Below are 14,159 nucleotides of genomic sequence, written 5' to 3'. Positions count from 1 at the left end.
GATCGGGGGCGCCATGAGCACGACGGGCACCACTCGGGTCGAGGTGCGGCGCGGCGCCTACCACGACTCGGTGACGCTGATGCGGGTCAGCCGCAGCCTGGCCGAGCGGCCGGATGTGGCCGAGGCGATGGCCGCGATGGGCACCGACCTCAACCGCGAGATGTTCGGCCGGATGGGGTTCGCGGTGCCCGCCGACGCCGGTCCGAACGACCTGGTGGTGGCGGTCCGCACCGCCCGCGGCGCGCCCGGCCGCGCCCTGGACGACGCCTTCCGCGCGCTCGACGAGCTGCTGCGCCGCCCGGCCGAGACCGGCGCCTTCGGCGCGCAGGAGCCCGCGCGGACGGCCGCCGCGGCCGCGCGGCGGACCGGCGCCGGGCTGGCGCTGCTGTCGGTGCCCGGCCCGCAGGTGTTCGCCGAGGCCATGGACGCCCTGGACGCCGGGCTCAACGTCATGGTCTTCAGCGACAACGTGCCGGTCGAGCAGGAGATCGCGCTCAAGGAGGCGGCGGCGCGGCGCGGCCTGATCGTCATGGGCCCCGACTGCGGCACCGCCGTGGTCGGCGGCGCGGGCCTGGGGTTCGCCAACGCGGTGCGGCCCGGCCCGGTCGGCGTGGTGGCCGCGTCCGGCACCGGCGCCCAGCAGGTGATGTGCCTGCTGGACGCGGCGGGCGTGGGCGTCAGCCATGTGCTCGGCGTGGGCGGACGCGACCTGTCGCCGCAGGTCAGCGGGCGTTCGGCGCTGGCGGCGCTGGCCGCGCTGGACGACGATGCGGCCACCGAGCTGATCGTCGTGGTGTCCAAGCCGCCCGCCCCGCGGGTGGCCGGGCTGATCCGCGAGGCGGCGCGCCGCCTGGACACCCCGGTGGTGTTCGCGCTGCCCGCCCCGGGCGAGGACGACCTGACGGCGGCGGTGGAGCGGGCCCTGGCCGCGCTCGGCCGCCCGGTGCCGCGCTGGCCGCGCTGGCCCGCGCCGCAGCCGCCGGTGCCGCCCGGCCGGGCGCTGCGCGGCCTGTTCGTCGGCGGCACGCTGCGCGACGAGGCCGAGGCGATCGTCCGCGAGTCGCTGCCGCCCGCCGCCGGGCACGCGCTGCTGGACTTCGGCGACGACGCCTACACGCGCGGACGCGCCCACCCCATGATCGATCCGACGCTGCGGCTGGCGGCCGTCGCCGAGCACGCCGCCGACCCCGCCTGCGGGGTGCTGCTGCTGGACGTGGTGCTCGGCTACGGCGCCGAGCCCGACCCGGCCGCCGCGCTTGCCCCGGCGCTGGCGGCGGCCCGCGCCGACCGCGCCGACCTGGCCGTGGTGGTGTCGCTGTGCGGCACGCCCGGCGACCCGCAGGGCCGCGACCGGCAGGTCGCGGCGCTTCGGGAGGCGGGGGCGTCGGTGTTCGCCTCCAACGCCGAGGCCGCCCGCCACGCCGTCGGCCTGCTGCGCGGGCTCGGGGAAGGAGTCCCGGATGAGTGACGCGCGGCCCCGGCTGGGCGGGCTGCTGACCCGCGAGCCGCGCGTCGTCGCCGCGGGCGTCGGCGTGCTGGCCGAGGCGCTGGCCCAGCAGGCGGTGCCGGTGGAGGAGGTCGACTGGCGGCCGGCGCCGGAGGAGTCGCTGCCCGCGCTGAACGCCGTGCTCGGCGACCCGCGCCGGGCCGACGCCAACGCCCGCGCCGTGGGGCGCATGCTGTCGGCGCGGCCGCACCTGGTGGACGTGCGTCCGGCTTCGGAGGTGCTGGGCCTGGAGCCGGGCGTGTTCCTGCACGCGGGCCCGCCCCTGGAGTGGGACCGCGCGTCCGGCCCGATGCGCGGCGCGCTCATGGGCGCCATGGTGCTGGAAGGGCTCGCCGGCACCCCCGAGGAGGCCGAGCGGGCCCTCGCGCGGGGCGCGGCGACCCTGGAGCCGTGCCACCACCACGGCGCCGTCGGGCCGATGGCGGGCGTGGTGAGCCCGTCGATGTGGATGCTGGTGGTCCAGGACGACGAGCACGGCGGCACCGCCTGCTGCTCGCTCAACGAGGGCTTGGGCAAGGTGCTGCGGTACGGGGCGTACGGGCCCGAGGTGCTGGAGCGGCTGCGCTGGATGGGCGCGGTCCTCGGCCCGCTGCTGCGCGACGCGGTGCGCCGCCACGGCCCGATCGACCTGGTCGGGCTGATCGCGCAGGCTCTGCAGATGGGCGACGAGCTGCACAACCGCAACCGCGCCGCCACGGCCCTGCTGGTGCGCGAGCTCGGCGCCGACCTGGTCGCCGCCGACGCGCCGCGCGCGCACGTCGCCGAGGTGTTCCGGTTCGTGGCGGGCAACGACCACTTCTTTCTGAACGCCGCCATGGCCGCCGCCAAGGCCGCCGCCGACGCCGCCCGCGGCGTCCCGGGGTCCACGCTGGTGGTGGCGATGGCCCGCAACGGCACCGACTTCGGCATCCAGGTGTCGGGCACGGGCGACCGGTGGTTCACCGGCCCCGCGCAGATGCCCGACGGGCTGTATCTCGGCTCCTACGGCCCGGCCGACGCCAACCCCGACATCGGCGACTCGGCCATCACCGAGACCGCCGGGATGGGCGGGTTCGCGCTGGCCGCCGCGCCGGCGATCGTCCGGTTCGTCGGCGGACAGGTGCCGGACGCGGTGGCCGCCACCCGCCGGATGTACGAGATCACGCTGGCCGAGCATCCGGTGCTGCAGATCCCGCTGCTGTCGTTCCGCGGCACCCCGGCGGGCGTGGACGTGACCCGGGTGGTGCGCACCGGGATCCTGCCGTTGATCGACACGGGCATCGCCGGGCGGGAGCCGGGTACCGGGCAGGTCGGGGCCGGCCTGGTGGCGCCGCCCGCCGGGGTCTTCGCCGACGCCCTGGCGGCCCTGGCCGCCGCCGTGCCGCGGGGTCCGGCGTGACCGCCGTGCCGCCCGGCGCGCATTCGGGGGGCATCTTGCGGGATCATGGCGGGGTGAATCTCAGCGTTGCATCGATCGACGACCTGTCCGCCCGTGTCGACGCCGTGCGCGCCGAGCACGACCGCCACTTCCCCGGCCCGGCGTCCGGCCGCCAGCCGGTGCACACCGTCTACGTCCCCGCCGACCAGTTCTCCCCGTCCACGCCCGGCGACTTCGGCGCCGAGGCGCTGCGGCTGCTGAACACGCACACGCCCGGCGCGGGGTCGTTCGGCACCGCGTTCGGCATCGACCCGGAGATCGCCGGGACGGTGCGCGAGCGGGTGGCGGCCAAGCTGGCCGCAGAGCCGATCGAGGACGTGCGCGTCGACTTCGAGGACGGCTACGGCGTGCGCGACGACGCCGAGGAGGACGCCCACATCGGCCAGGTGGTCGAGGCCGTCGCCGCCGCGTACCAGGCGCGCACGCTGCCCCACTACTGGGGGCTGCGGATCAAGTCGTTCGCCGACGGCGGCCACGTGCGCGCGATGCGGACCCTGGACGGGTTCCTGACCGCGCTGCGCGACCGGCTCGGCCGGCTGCCCGGCGGGTTCACCATCACCTTCCCCAAGGTGGTGATGGCCGAGCACGTGTCGATCTTCGTGGAGTACCTGGAGCGGCTGGAGGCGGCGCTCGGGCTGCCCGCCGGGATCCTGCGCTTCGAGGTGCAGGTGGAGACCACCGAGGCGATCATCGACCACCAGGGCCGGTTCGGGCTGCGCGCCATCGTCGAGGCCGCGGCCGGGCGGCTGACCGCCGCGCACTTCGGCGTGTTCGACTACACCGCGGCGTGCGGGCTGCCTCCCGCCGAGCAGCGCCTGGACCACCCGGCCTGCGACTTCGCCCGGCACGCCATGCAGGTGTCGCTGGCGGGCACCGGGGTGCGGCTGTCGGACGGGTCCACCAACGTCATCCCGCGCAACGACGGCCCCGACGAGGTCAACCGCACCTGGGCGGTGCACGCCGCGCACGTCCGGCACTCCCTGCGGCACGGCTTCTACCAGGGCTGGGACATGCACCCGGCGCACCTGCCGAGCCGCTACGCCGCCGTGTACGCCTTCCACCTGGACGGGGTGGACGAGGTGATCGGCCGGGTCCGGGCCTGGCACGAGCAGGCCGCGGGCAAGGGCGACGGCGTCCTCGACGAGCCCGCCACCATCAGGGCGCTGACCGCCCGGCTGCGCCGCGCCGTCGACTGCGGCGCCCTGGACGAGAGCGTCCTGCCGGGGCGGGACTAGACCGGCTCGCAGATCACCACGGGGATCTCGCGGTCGGTCCAGGACTGGTAGTCGGCGTAGTCGGAATACAGGGCGACCAGCCGGGGCCACAGCTCCTCGCGTTCGGCCGCGTCGGCGGTGCGGGCGCGCATGGGCCGCCGATCCGGCCCGATCTGCACCAGCACGTTCGGGTTGGCGGTCAGGTTGTGGTACCAGGCGGGGTGGCGGGGGTGGCCGCCCACCGACGCGACGATCACCACGCGGTCGCCGTCCTGCAGGTACAGCAGCGGCTTGGTGCGGTGGGTGCGGCTGCGGCGGCCGATCGTGGTCAGCAGGCACACCGGCGCGCCCGACCGCGGGAAGCGGCCGCCGATCCGACCGCCCGACAGCTGGTAGGCCGCCACGTGCACCGCGCTGACGGCCTTCATGATCCTGGTGAACGCGGGGCTGTCGAGATGTGCGGGACGGGGTTTGGGCATGACGACCTCCACCGGACGGCCTGACCAGTGCGGTCCATCCGACCCGAAACGATCAGGGCAGTCAACGGGACATGCGGTGCGGGCGTCAGCGGGCGCCCCCGGGCCGGCGGAGGAATGCGGCCAAATCGGCCGGGGTGTCGATGTCGTCGGGAGCGGCGACGTCGTCGCAGGCGACGGGGGTGACCAGGTCCGGACGGGCACGCAGGAACGCGCGGGCGCCCCTGTCCCCGACGGCGGCCGCGGCGGCGTCGGCGAAGTGCTCGCGGGCGATGAGCACGGGGTTGCGCGGCGCCCCGCCGTAGGTGGCCACGGCGACGCGGGCGCCGGCCCGGTAGGCCTCCACCAGCCGGCGCACGGCGGCGGCGCCGACGCGCGGCTGGTCGACCAGCGCGACGACGACGGCGGGCGCGTCCGGCGGCAGCGCCGCGAGCCCGGCCCGCAGCGACGACCCCATGCCGGTGCGCCAGCCGGGATTCGGCACGGCGACCGCCCCGGCCGCCTCCACGGGCGCCGCACCGGTCACCACGAGCACCGGGGCGCAGCCGCCCTCGAGCAGCACCCGCACGCCCCGGTCGACGAGCCGCTCGCCCGCCACCTCCACCAGCGCCTTGGGACGGCCGAGCCGCCGGCCCGCGCCGGCCGCCAGCAGCAGCCCGGCGGGGGCGTCGCCGCGGGCCGCCGTCATCGGGCGTCGCCGTGGATGCGGCCGGACGTGCTGCTGAGCGGGCGGCCCGAACCGCCCCAGCGCAGCTGGATGAGCTCCGCGGCGATCGACACGGCCGTCTCCTCGGGGGTGCGGGCGCCCAGGTCCAGGCCGATGGGCGAGCGCAGCCGCGACAGCTCGGCGTCGGTCAGCCCGGCCTCGCGCAGCCGCCGCTCCCGGTCGGCGTGGGTGCGGCGGGACCCCATGGCGCCCACGTACCCGGCGGGGGTGCGCAGCGCGACCTGCAGCAGCGGCACGTCGAACTTGGGGTCGTGGGTGAGCACGCAGATCGCGGTGCGCTCGTCCACCTCGGTCTCCTCCAGGTACTTGTGCGGCCACTTCACCACGACCTCGTCGGCCTCGGGGAACCGCTTGGACGTGGCGAACACCGGGCGGGCGTCGCACACGGTCACGTGGTAGCCGAGGAACTTGCCGAGGCGGGCGACGGCGGCGGCGAAGTCGATCGCGCCGAACACCAGCAGGCGCGGCGGCGGCGCGAACGACTGCACGAACACCGACAGCTCGTCCCGGCGCCGCTCCCCCTCGGGGCCGTAGTGCCGCTGCCCGGTCAGGCCCTGGGCGAGCATGCCGCGGGCGTCGTCGTCCACGGCGGAGTCGAGCCGGGCCGCGTGCGGCTCGCCGGGCGCCAGGCTGCCGGACGCGCGGTCCGGCCAGATCACCCGGCGGGCGCCGAGCCGCCCCGGCCCGCCCACCACGGTGGCGACCGCCACCGGCTCGCGCGCCTCGATCGAGGCGGCGACCCGGCCGAACTCGGGGAAGGTGGCCGGGCCGACCGGCTCGACCAGCACGTCCAGGATGCCGCCGCAGGTCAGGCCGACGGCGAACGCGTCGTCGTCGCTGACGCCGTAGCGCTGCACGACCGGCTCCCCGGACGCGATCACCGACTGCGCCAGGTCGTACACCGCGCCCTCGACGCACCCGCCGGACACGCTGCCGACCACCTCGCCCGACGCCGACACCGCCATGGCCGCGCCGGGCGGGCGGGGCGCGCTGCGGAAGGTGTTCACCACGGTCGCCAGCCCGAACGTCTCGCCCGCCGCGTACCAGGACGCGATGTCACCGAGCACGTCACGCATGGGCACCTCCCCTGTGCCGTCCGCCGGGCATCCCGACCAGGCGGGCGAGTTCCTCCAGCGCGCCGAGACTGTGCCCGGAGGTGAAGTCGTCGATGTGCGGCAGGGCCGCGGCCATGCCCGCGGTGAGGGGCTCGTACCCGGGGCGGGCCTTGTGCGGGTTGGCCCACACCACGCGGTGCGCCAGCCGCGCCAGGCGGCGCATCTGCTCGCCGAGCAGCGCGGCGTCGCCGCGCTCCCAGCCGTCGGAGGCGATGACCACCACGGCGCCGCGCGCCATGCCGCGCTGTCCGAACCGGTCGAGGAACTCCTTGAGCTCCGCGCCGAGCCGGGTGCCGCCGCTCCAGTCGGGGATCGCCGCCGACACCGCGGCCATCGCCGTGTCGGGGTCGCGGTGCCGCAGTTCGCGGGTGAGCCGGGTGAGCCGGGTGCCGACGCTGAACACCTCCACCGTCCGGCCGCCCGAGCGGGCCGCTGCGTGCGCGAACCGCAGCAGCGCGTCGGCGTACGGACGCATCGACCCGCTGACGTCGACCAGCAGCACCACGCGGCGGCGCCGGGTGCGGTGGGCGCGGTGCCGCAGCAGCGAGATCTCCCCGCCGCGGCGCAGCACGTCGCGGACGGTGCGGGCCGGGTCGAGCCGTCCGGCGGGGGCGGGCCGGTACCGGCGCGACCGGCGCCGCGCGGACGCGGCGTCCAGCGCCGCGATCAGCCGGTTGATCTCGGCGCGTTCGGCGGGCCCGAGCCGGGCCACGTCGCGGTGCCGCAGCACCTCGGCGTCGCCGGCGGCGGCGAGCGCGGCGGCGGCCGGTTCGGCGGCGTCGCCGGGGCCGGCGGCGGGCTCGGCGGCGGTGCGGTGCACCGCCACCGGGGGCGGCGGGCGGCGGCCGGGGCGCGCCGTCCGCCCGGAGAAGTAGGCGGCGAAGCAGCGGTCGTAGCGGGGCAGGTCGTCGGGGTCGGCGCACAGCGTCAGGCGCCCCGCCCAGTACACGTCGGCGGGGTCGAGGACGTCGAGGTGGTCGAGCGCGGCGAGCATGGCGTGGACGCGTTCGGGGTCGGCGCCGACGCCCGCGGCGCGCAGCGTGCGCGCGAACCCGACGATCGTGTCGGTGACGTCCCGCGTCGCGCCCATCGCCGTCACGTCCTCCCGGGCGGGCCGCCGCCGACCAGGGCGGCCAGGCCGTGGCCGCGCACGCGCTCCTGGTCCTCGCGGTACTTCAGGACGGTGCCGAGCGTCACCGCCGCCACGTCGGGGTCCAGGTCGCGGACGCCGAGCGCGACGAGCGCCTCGGTCCAGTCCAGGGTCTCCGCGACGCCGGGCGGTTTGAGCAGGTCCTGGGCGCGCAGCCGCTGGGCTGCGGCGGCGACCTGCCCGGCCAGCCGCTCGGACGCGGCGGGCAGCCGGCGCCGGATGATCGCCACCTCCCGGTCGTAGGAGGGGTGCTCCAGCCAGTGGTACAGGCAGCGGCGTTTGAGCGCGTCGTGCACCTCGCGGGTGCGGTTGGAGGTGACCACCACGACCGGGGGCCGCTCGGCGCGGATCGTGCCGAGTTCGGGCACCGAGATGGCGAAGTCGCTCAGCACCTCCAGCAGGAACGCCTCGAACTCGTCGTCGGCCCGGTCGATCTCGTCGACCAGCAGCACGCTGGGCACCGTCTCCAGGGCGCGCAGCAGCGGCCGGGCGACCAGGAACCGCCGGTCGTACAGTTCGCCCTCCAGCCGGGCGACGTCGGTGACCCCGGCGGCCTCGGCGGCCCGCAGGTGCAGCAGCTGGCGGGGGAAGTCCCAGTCGTAGAGGGCCTGGGCGGCGTCCAGCCCCTCGTAACACTGCAGCCGGATCAGCGGCGCGTCCAGCACCGCGGCGAGCGTCTTGGCCAGTTCGGTCTTGCCGACCCCGGCCTCGCCCTCCAAAAACAGCGGCCGCCGCATCCGCAGCGCCAGGAAGCAGGCGGTGGCCAGGCCCTCGTCGCACAGGTAGCCGTGCCGGTCCAGCAGGTCGGCCAGCTCGGCGGGCGATCGGGTCTCGGCGGCGGCCGCGGGCTCCCACACGCTGCCAGGCTACTCACCGGACACCCGTCTCTCACCGGCAGTTGTCACCGATTCACCACCGCACTGTTCCTTGGCAATCAAGTAGGGGAATTTCTTGGCAATCAAGTAGGGAAAGTTGACTTTCGGCCGCCGGTTCAGCAGCATCGCCGGTATGGACCTTGACGGTACGCAGCCGGACATGAGCGGGGCGGATCTGACGGACGAGGCCGTCTACGAGCGGGTGCGGGCGGCGCAGTGGCGGGAGCGGTTCGGCGGGAGGCTCTCCAGGCGGGCGGTGTTCCGCATCGGCGCGGGGGCGGCGGGCCTCGGGCTGGGCGCGGCCCTGCCCCGGACGGCCGCCGCCGGCACCCGGGCGCAGGCGGCGGCCGCGCCCGCGCAGGCCTCCGCCGGGCCCATCGTCAAGCCGCTGCCTCCCGAGCTGTTCATCGTCCACGGCTCCAACGCCGAGATGCGCTGGGAGGCGATGCGCGGGCAGGGCCTGCTCACCCCCGCCGACCGCTTCTTCGTCCGCAACCACGTGTCCACGCCGCTGATCGACGCGCGCACCTGGCGGCTGAAGCTGTGGGGCACCGGCCTGCACGGCTCCCCCACCGAGGACCGCCCCGTGGAGTTCACCTACGAGGACCTGCTCGGCATGCGGTCGGAGACGCTGACGGCGTCCGTCGAGTGCACGGGCAACGGACGCGGCTTCTTCACCTCCCAGCAGGGGCAGCAGGTGTCCGGCACCCCGTGGAAGCTGGGCGCGATCGGCGTGGCGCGCTGGCGAGGCGTCCCGCTGGCCACCGTCCTGGAACGTGCCGGGCTGACCCGACGCGCCGTGGACATCCTCCCCCGCGGCCTGGACCCCGACTACACCGACGGCGGCGAGAACCTCGGCCGCGTCCGCCGCCCCCTGCCCGTCGCCAAGGCCCTCGAGGACGTGCTGCTGGCCTACGAGATGAACGGCAAGCCCCTGCCGCCCGACCACGGCTACCCGGTGCGGCTGGTCGTCCCGTCCTGGGTGGGCATCGCCTCCATCAAGTGGCTGGGCGACATCCAGGTGGCCGACGAGCCCCTGTTCTCCCCCTGGAACACCCGCTACTACCGGCTGTTCGGGCCCGACTACCCCGAGGAGGGCAGCGCGCCCCTCACCCGCATGAACGTCAAGAGCGCGTTCGAGCTGGCCTGGGACGCCGCCATGGACGGGGGCCGCACCCACGTGCTGCACGGCCGGTCCTGGTCGGGCAACGGACGCGTGCGCCGGGTGGAGGTCAGCCTGGACGGCGGCGCCACCTGGCGGGACGCCCGCCTGCACGGCCCCGGCCCGGCGCGCGCCTGGGTGCGGTGGGAGCTGCCCTGGCGTCCGCCCGGTCCCGGCCGCTACGAGCTGCTGGCGCGGGCCACCGACGAAACGGGCGCCGTCCAGCCCGCCACCGTCCCCTACAACACCCTCGGCTACCTCTTCGGGGCGGTGGTCCGCCACCCCGTGACGGTCACCTGACCGGCACCGCCACACCGCACCGCACCGACGTGACCCCGAACTGACACTGGGTAGGAGCATGCCATGGCACTGTGGAAGCCGGATCCCACCTTCTACGCCTCGCCCAGAGAGGCCGTGAAAGCACCCCCGGAGACGCTGGCCTACGTCGCCGCGTTCGACCGGGCCGCGGCCAAGCCCGACGCCATCGCCGTCTTGGACGTGGACCCCGCATCCGACTCCTACGGCTCCGTGGTCGGCTGGACCGAACTGCCCAATCTCGGCGACGAGCTCCACCACTTCGGCTGGAACGCGTGCAGCAGCGCCCTGTGCCCCTACGCGCCGCACCCCCACGTCGAACGCCGCTACCTGATCGTGCCGGGGCTTCGCTCGTCGCGCGTCTACATCCTGGACACCAAGGACGACCCCAAGAAGCCCGGCATCGTCAAGACCGTGGAGCCGGAGGAGCTGGCCGCACGCGCCGGCTACTCCCGCCCCCACACCGTCCACTGCGGCCCCGAGGGCCTGTACCTGACCAACCTGGGCGGCGCCGACGGGGCGGACGGCCCCGGCGGCATCGCGCTGCTCGACCACACCTCGTTCGAGGTGCTCGGCCGCTGGGAGGTCGACCGCGGCCCGCAGCACCTGGCCTACGACGCCTGGTGGCACATCGCCCACGACGTCCTGATCACCTCCGAGTGGGGCACCCCGTCCATGGTGGAGGACGGCGTCGTCGGCGAGCTGCTGCTCGGCCGCAAGTACGGCCACGCCCTGCACTTCTGGGATCTGCGCAAGCGCACCCACGTGCAGACGGTCGACCTGGGCGACGAGCACCAGATGGTGCTGGAGCTGCGCCCCGCCCACGACCCGACCAAGCTGTACGGGTTCGCCGGGGTCGTGGTCAGCGTCGAGGACCTGTCGGCCTCGGTGTGGCTGTGGCACCGCGACGGCGACCGGTGGGCCGCCCGCAAGGTCATCACCATCCCCGCAGAACCGGCCGACGCCGACGACCTCCCGCCGGTGATCAAGCCGTTCGGCGCCGTCCCGCCGCTGGTCACCGACATCGACCTGTCCGTCGACGACAAGTGGCTGTACGTGTCGTGCTGGGGCACCGGCGAGCTCAAGCGCTACGACGTCAGCGACCCGTTCCACCCGGTGGAGGCCGGCTCGGTGCGCATCGGCGGCATCGTCCGCCGCACCCCGCACCCCGCCGCGCCCGACCTGCCGCTGGCCGGAGGCCCGCAGATGGTGGAAGTCAGCCGCGACGGCCGCCGCGTCTACGTCACCAACTCCCTGTACGGGGCCTGGGACGACCAGTTCTACCCCGACGGCGTGGGCGCCTGGATGGCCAAACTCGACTCCACCTCCGACGGCTTCGCGTTCGACGAGCGGTTCTTCCCGCACGGCGACGACTTCCGCGGCCTGCGCCCCCACCAGACGCGCCTGCAGGGCGGCGACGCGTCCTCCGACTCCTACTGCTACCCGTGACCCGTAGATGACCGAAGGCTCCCTGGCGGCGCTGGTGGCACTCGGCGCCTTTCACGGCCTCAACCCGGGGATGGGCTGGCTGTTCGCGGTCGCCCGCGGCCTGCAGGAACGCAGCCGCGCACTGCTGCTGCAGTCGCTGCCCGCCATCGCCGCCGGGCACGCCGCCTCCGTCGGCGCGGTCGCCGTTCTGGTGTCGCTCACCCGCTCGGTGACCACCACCCGGGTGGTCGCGATCGTGGGCGGAGCCGTGCTCGTCGGGTTCGGCCTGTGGCGCCTGCTGTCGCAGCGGCACTTCCGCTGGGTCGGCATGCGGTTGTCGCTGTGGCAGCTGGCGTGCTGGTCGTTCCTGATGTCCTCGGTGCACGGCGCGGGTCTGATGCTGCTGCCCGTCCTGACCGGCATGCCCGCGCCCGGAGGCCACGACCACGGCCTGCACGGCGGCGGCGCCCTGTCGGCGGGGATCTTCGTGACCGGGGTGCACACCCTGGCCATGTTCGCCGTCGCGGGCGCCGTCGCCGTCGCCGTCTACGAGTTCCTCGGCCTGACCGTGCTGCGCCGCGCCTGGCTCAACCTCGACCAGATCTGGGCCCTGGCCCTGGTGGCCGCCGGCACCGCCACCCTGCTGACCGCCTGACGCCCGTCACCCGTTGCGGCGGTTCCAGACGTCGGTGAAGTCGATGTCGATGTCGAACGGCACCTTCAGGCGCAGCCGGTCATGGTGGATGCCGGTCAGGGCGTAGCCGCCGGAATCCAGATCACGCTCGTAGACGTGCACGACGGTGCCCTCTTCATGCTGCTCCACCCGCCAGAAGTGCCGGATGCCGCCCGCCGCGTACTTGCGCGGCTTGGTGTCGCGGTCCCGGTCCTCGGAGTCGGGCGACACCGCCTCGATCGCCAGCACGACATCCTCAGGCAAGTAGTGCGTGCTCGGGTTCGTCCGCGCATAGGCCTCGGCGGTGACGACCAGCACGTCGGGCTCGGGGACCTGGCGCTTGGCGAGTTTGACGGCCATCTCCCGCTCCGCGCGCAGCTCCGGGGGCGCTTGGCGGTCGAGTTCCTGGACGAGAAGGTTGATGACCCGGCTGTGCCATTTCTCTTGCGGGCTCACGAAGACGAGACTCCCGTCGATCAGCTCCGTGTGCCGGGGGAGGCCGCGCATCTTGAGGAAGTCGTCAGCGGTGAACCCCCCCGGCGGGGGGATCACCCATTGCGGCAGCGACAGCGTAGTCGCGTCGTCACTTTCCGCAGGCATCGCACTCACCCTCCCTAGTTAAGCTCAATTCCCTCGCCGCGCGCATCAGAACAGGGAGAGTCGAGCCTAGTCACCATGCGTACCCGAGGTCCCTGCGCGGCGCGGGCGGGACGGTCCTGCGCGAAGCGGCCACCGCAGCGCGGCGCGGGCGCGGGTCACTGCGGGTCGGGGGCCTCGGCGTGGGTCTTCAGCAGGGCCTGGAGCTGGGCGAAGTCGCGGGCGGCGCGGGCCTTCTCGGTGGCGTTGATGCCCATGGCGCCCAGGGTGGTGCCGTCGGCCAGGTCGAGGGTGGGCCACGGGTCGCCGGTGTTCATCGTCGCGTCCACCACCTCGGCCCAGGCCAGGCGGCGGGTGCGGAAGGCGTTGACCACGGTGAGGCCCGAGGCGTCGGCGACCACGCGGCAGCGGGCCAGCATGTGCAGGATCCACGCCACGGCCAGCCCGAACAGCACCAGCAGGACCCGGTCGACGAGCTTGAAGCTGGGGGCCACCACGATGGCGAGCACGACCATGCCGAGCACGATCACGCCCGCCATCGCGTAGGCCACGATCCGCGTGGTGCGCGGGCGCCACACCAGCGGAAGCGGCGGAACCTCAGTCGACAATCTTGGAGATCGGGATCTCGAGGATGTCACGGGCGCCGGCCGCCTTGAGCGCCGGGATGAGGGTGTTGACGCCGCGCTTGGCGACCACGCTCTCCACCGCGTGCTGGTCGCCGCCCGCCAGCGGGGTGACCGTCGGCGCCGACATCGACGGCATGATGTCCAGTACCGCGGGCAGCCGGTCGTTGCCGACGTTCAGCTTCAGCAGCACGTTGCCGCGGGCCCGGATGGCGCCCTGCAGCAGCAGGGAGATGTCCTCCATGGCCGCGCGCTTGGCCTCGTCCTCGTAGGCCTCGCGGTTGGCGACCAGCTCGGTGTAGCTGGTCAGCAGGGTGTCCAGGATGCGCAGCCCGTTCTTGCGCAGCGACGAGCCGGTCTCGGTGAGGTCGACGATCGCGTCGACGATGTCGGGCACCTTGGCCTCGGTGGCGCCGTAGGACGGCACGACCGTCGCCTTGACGCCGTGCTTGTCGAGGTAGCGCCGGGTCAGCGCGGGGAACTCGGTGGAGATCCGCACGCCCTCCGGCAGGTCGGACACCTGCTGCCAGGGGGCGTCGTTGGGCACCGCGAGGATCACGCGGACCGGGTTGGAGGTGGCCTTGGAGTACTGCAGCTGGCCCAGGCTCACCACGTCGGCGTCGGTCTCGGTGATCCAGTCGCGGCCGGTGATGCCGAGGTCGAACAGGCCCTGTTCCAGGTAGGTCGGGATCTCCTGCGGGCGCAGCACCCGCACCCGGTCGATGCGCGGGTCGTCGATGGAGGCGCGGTAGTCGCGTTCGGAGGCGCGGCGGACGGTCAGGTCGGCCGCGTCGAACAGCTCCATGGTCGCCTTCTCCAGGGACCCCTTGGGCAGGACGAGAGACAGCACGTTGAAACCTTTCGAGCGGGATGTGGTCGA

14 protein-coding genes are annotated in these 14,159 nt (G+C 74.7%); 6 read left to right on the top strand and 8 right to left on the bottom strand.

Translation table 11 applies throughout. From position 1 onward, the window contains the following. The first annotated feature begins 13 nt into the window (after nucleotides 1–13). Genes QSK22_RS03965 through QSK22_RS03955 form a run of 3 tightly spaced genes read left to right on the top strand, consistent with a single transcriptional unit; the run spans nucleotide 14 to nucleotide 4,159 of the window. On the top strand, nucleotides 14–1,468 hold the full coding sequence (locus QSK22_RS03965; RefSeq protein ID WP_285492553.1) for an AllF/FdrA family protein: 1,455 nt from the start codon (nucleotides 14–16) through the stop codon (nucleotides 1,466–1,468). Further along, nucleotides 1,461–2,885 (top strand): YlbE family protein, encoded by a 1,425-nt coding sequence (locus tag QSK22_RS03960; protein WP_285492552.1) that lies wholly within the window; start codon nucleotides 1,461–1,463, stop codon nucleotides 2,883–2,885. The genes QSK22_RS03965 and QSK22_RS03960 overlap by 8 nt, the downstream gene beginning before the upstream one ends. Nucleotides 2,886–2,938: 53 nt before the next feature. Continuing rightward, entirely contained in the window at nucleotides 2,939–4,159 is a 1,221-nt protein-coding gene (locus QSK22_RS03955) for a DUF6986 family protein (RefSeq protein ID WP_285492551.1), read from the top strand. Here QSK22_RS03955 and QSK22_RS03950 read toward each other — a convergent pair. From QSK22_RS03950 to QSK22_RS03930, 5 genes are all read right to left on the bottom strand, one after another. Next, on the bottom strand, nucleotides 4,156–4,617 hold the full coding sequence (locus tag QSK22_RS03950; protein WP_285492550.1) for a nitroreductase family deazaflavin-dependent oxidoreductase: 462 nt from the start codon (nucleotides 4,615–4,617) through the stop codon (nucleotides 4,156–4,158). The two genes, QSK22_RS03955 and QSK22_RS03950, sit on opposite strands and share 4 nt — an antisense overlap. Before the next feature lie 85 nt (nucleotides 4,618–4,702). After that, the gene (locus QSK22_RS03945) at nucleotides 4,703–5,302 is read right to left on the bottom strand and encodes a nucleotidyltransferase family protein (protein ID WP_285492549.1); all 600 of its coding nucleotides are present in this window, start codon (nucleotides 5,300–5,302) and stop codon (nucleotides 4,703–4,705) included. After that, nucleotides 5,299–6,417, bottom strand: a complete 1,119-nt coding sequence (locus QSK22_RS03940) for an XdhC family protein (RefSeq protein WP_285492548.1) — start codon at nucleotides 6,415–6,417, stop codon at nucleotides 5,299–5,301. Before QSK22_RS03940 ends, QSK22_RS03945 begins: the two co-directional genes overlap by 4 nt. Continuing rightward, nucleotides 6,410–7,546: a vWA domain-containing protein gene (locus QSK22_RS03935; protein ID WP_285492547.1), complete on the bottom strand. Its 1,137-nt coding sequence runs from the start codon at nucleotides 7,544–7,546 to the stop codon at nucleotides 6,410–6,412. Before QSK22_RS03935 ends, QSK22_RS03940 begins: the two co-directional genes overlap by 8 nt. Before the next feature lie 5 nt (nucleotides 7,547–7,551). Then, nucleotides 7,552–8,463, bottom strand: a complete 912-nt coding sequence (locus QSK22_RS03930) for an AAA family ATPase (RefSeq protein WP_285492546.1) — start codon at nucleotides 8,461–8,463, stop codon at nucleotides 7,552–7,554. Nucleotides 8,464–8,641: 178 nt separating this feature from the next. On the opposite strand from QSK22_RS03930, the gene QSK22_RS03925 reads away from it, so the two are divergent. The 3 genes from QSK22_RS03925 to QSK22_RS03915 all read left to right on the top strand — a co-directional run bounded on the left by QSK22_RS03925 (nucleotide 8,642) and on the right by QSK22_RS03915 (nucleotide 12,041). Beyond that, nucleotides 8,642–9,943: a sulfite oxidase gene (locus QSK22_RS03925; protein WP_285492545.1), complete on the top strand. Its 1,302-nt coding sequence runs from the start codon at nucleotides 8,642–8,644 to the stop codon at nucleotides 9,941–9,943. Nucleotides 9,944–10,006: 63 nt separating this feature from the next. Beyond that, nucleotides 10,007–11,407, top strand: a complete 1,401-nt coding sequence (locus tag QSK22_RS03920; protein ID WP_285492544.1) for a selenium-binding protein SBP56-related protein — start codon at nucleotides 10,007–10,009, stop codon at nucleotides 11,405–11,407. A 7-nt stretch (nucleotides 11,408–11,414) separates the two neighbouring features. Continuing rightward, nucleotides 11,415–12,041 (top strand): hypothetical protein, encoded by a 627-nt coding sequence (locus tag QSK22_RS03915; RefSeq protein ID WP_285492543.1) that lies wholly within the window; start codon nucleotides 11,415–11,417, stop codon nucleotides 12,039–12,041. A 6-nt stretch (nucleotides 12,042–12,047) separates the two neighbouring features. Here QSK22_RS03915 and QSK22_RS03910 read toward each other — a convergent pair whose 3' ends face one another. The 3 genes from QSK22_RS03910 to hisG form a co-directional block, all read right to left on the bottom strand. After that, complete coding sequence (locus QSK22_RS03910) at nucleotides 12,048–12,659, bottom strand: Uma2 family endonuclease (protein ID WP_285492542.1); 612 nt, start codon at nucleotides 12,657–12,659, stop codon at nucleotides 12,048–12,050. A 155-nt stretch (nucleotides 12,660–12,814) separates the two neighbouring features. After that, nucleotides 12,815–13,264 carry a PH domain-containing protein gene (locus tag QSK22_RS03905; protein ID WP_352231409.1) on the bottom strand — a complete coding sequence of 150 codons (450 nt, stop codon included), beginning with the start codon at nucleotides 13,262–13,264 and terminating at the stop codon, nucleotides 12,815–12,817. Beyond that, on the bottom strand, nucleotides 13,254–14,129 hold the full coding sequence (gene hisG, locus QSK22_RS03900; RefSeq protein ID WP_285492541.1) for an ATP phosphoribosyltransferase: 876 nt from the start codon (nucleotides 14,127–14,129) through the stop codon (nucleotides 13,254–13,256). Before hisG ends, QSK22_RS03905 begins: the two co-directional genes overlap by 11 nt. Between the last annotated feature and the right edge of the window lie 30 nt (nucleotides 14,130–14,159).

Source organism: Actinomadura sp. NBRC 104425, from assembly GCF_030269545.1.
Lineage (GTDB): Bacteria > Actinomycetota > Actinomycetes > Streptosporangiales > Streptosporangiaceae > Spirillospora > Spirillospora keratinilytica.
This window is presented reverse-complemented; position numbering and strand designations above follow the sequence as displayed.

Excerpts from the sequence above, each read along its gene's own strand:
- QSK22_RS03965 (WP_285492553.1), top strand. The coding sequence starts at position 14 with ATGAGCACGACGGGCACCACTCGGGTCGAGGTGCGGCGCGGCGCCTAC.
- QSK22_RS03960 (WP_285492552.1), top strand. The coding sequence starts at position 1,461 with ATGAGTGACGCGCGGCCCCGGCTGGGCGGGCTGCTGACCCGCGAGCCG.
- QSK22_RS03950 (WP_285492550.1), bottom strand. The coding sequence starts at position 4,617 with ATGCCCAAACCCCGTCCCGCACATCTCGACAGCCCCGCGTTCACCAGG.
- QSK22_RS03945 (WP_285492549.1), bottom strand. The coding sequence starts at position 5,302 with ATGACGGCGGCCCGCGGCGACGCCCCCGCCGGGCTGCTGCTGGCGGCC.
- QSK22_RS03940 (WP_285492548.1), bottom strand. The coding sequence starts at position 6,417 with ATGCGTGACGTGCTCGGTGACATCGCGTCCTGGTACGCGGCGGGCGAG.
- QSK22_RS03935 (WP_285492547.1), bottom strand. The coding sequence starts at position 7,546 with ATGGGCGCGACGCGGGACGTCACCGACACGATCGTCGGGTTCGCGCGC.
- QSK22_RS03925 (WP_285492545.1), top strand. The coding sequence starts at position 8,642 with ATGAGCGGGGCGGATCTGACGGACGAGGCCGTCTACGAGCGGGTGCGG.
- QSK22_RS03920 (WP_285492544.1), top strand. The coding sequence starts at position 10,007 with ATGGCACTGTGGAAGCCGGATCCCACCTTCTACGCCTCGCCCAGAGAG.
- QSK22_RS03915 (WP_285492543.1), top strand. The coding sequence starts at position 11,415 with ATGACCGAAGGCTCCCTGGCGGCGCTGGTGGCACTCGGCGCCTTTCAC.
- QSK22_RS03910 (WP_285492542.1), bottom strand. The coding sequence starts at position 12,659 with ATGCCTGCGGAAAGTGACGACGCGACTACGCTGTCGCTGCCGCAATGG.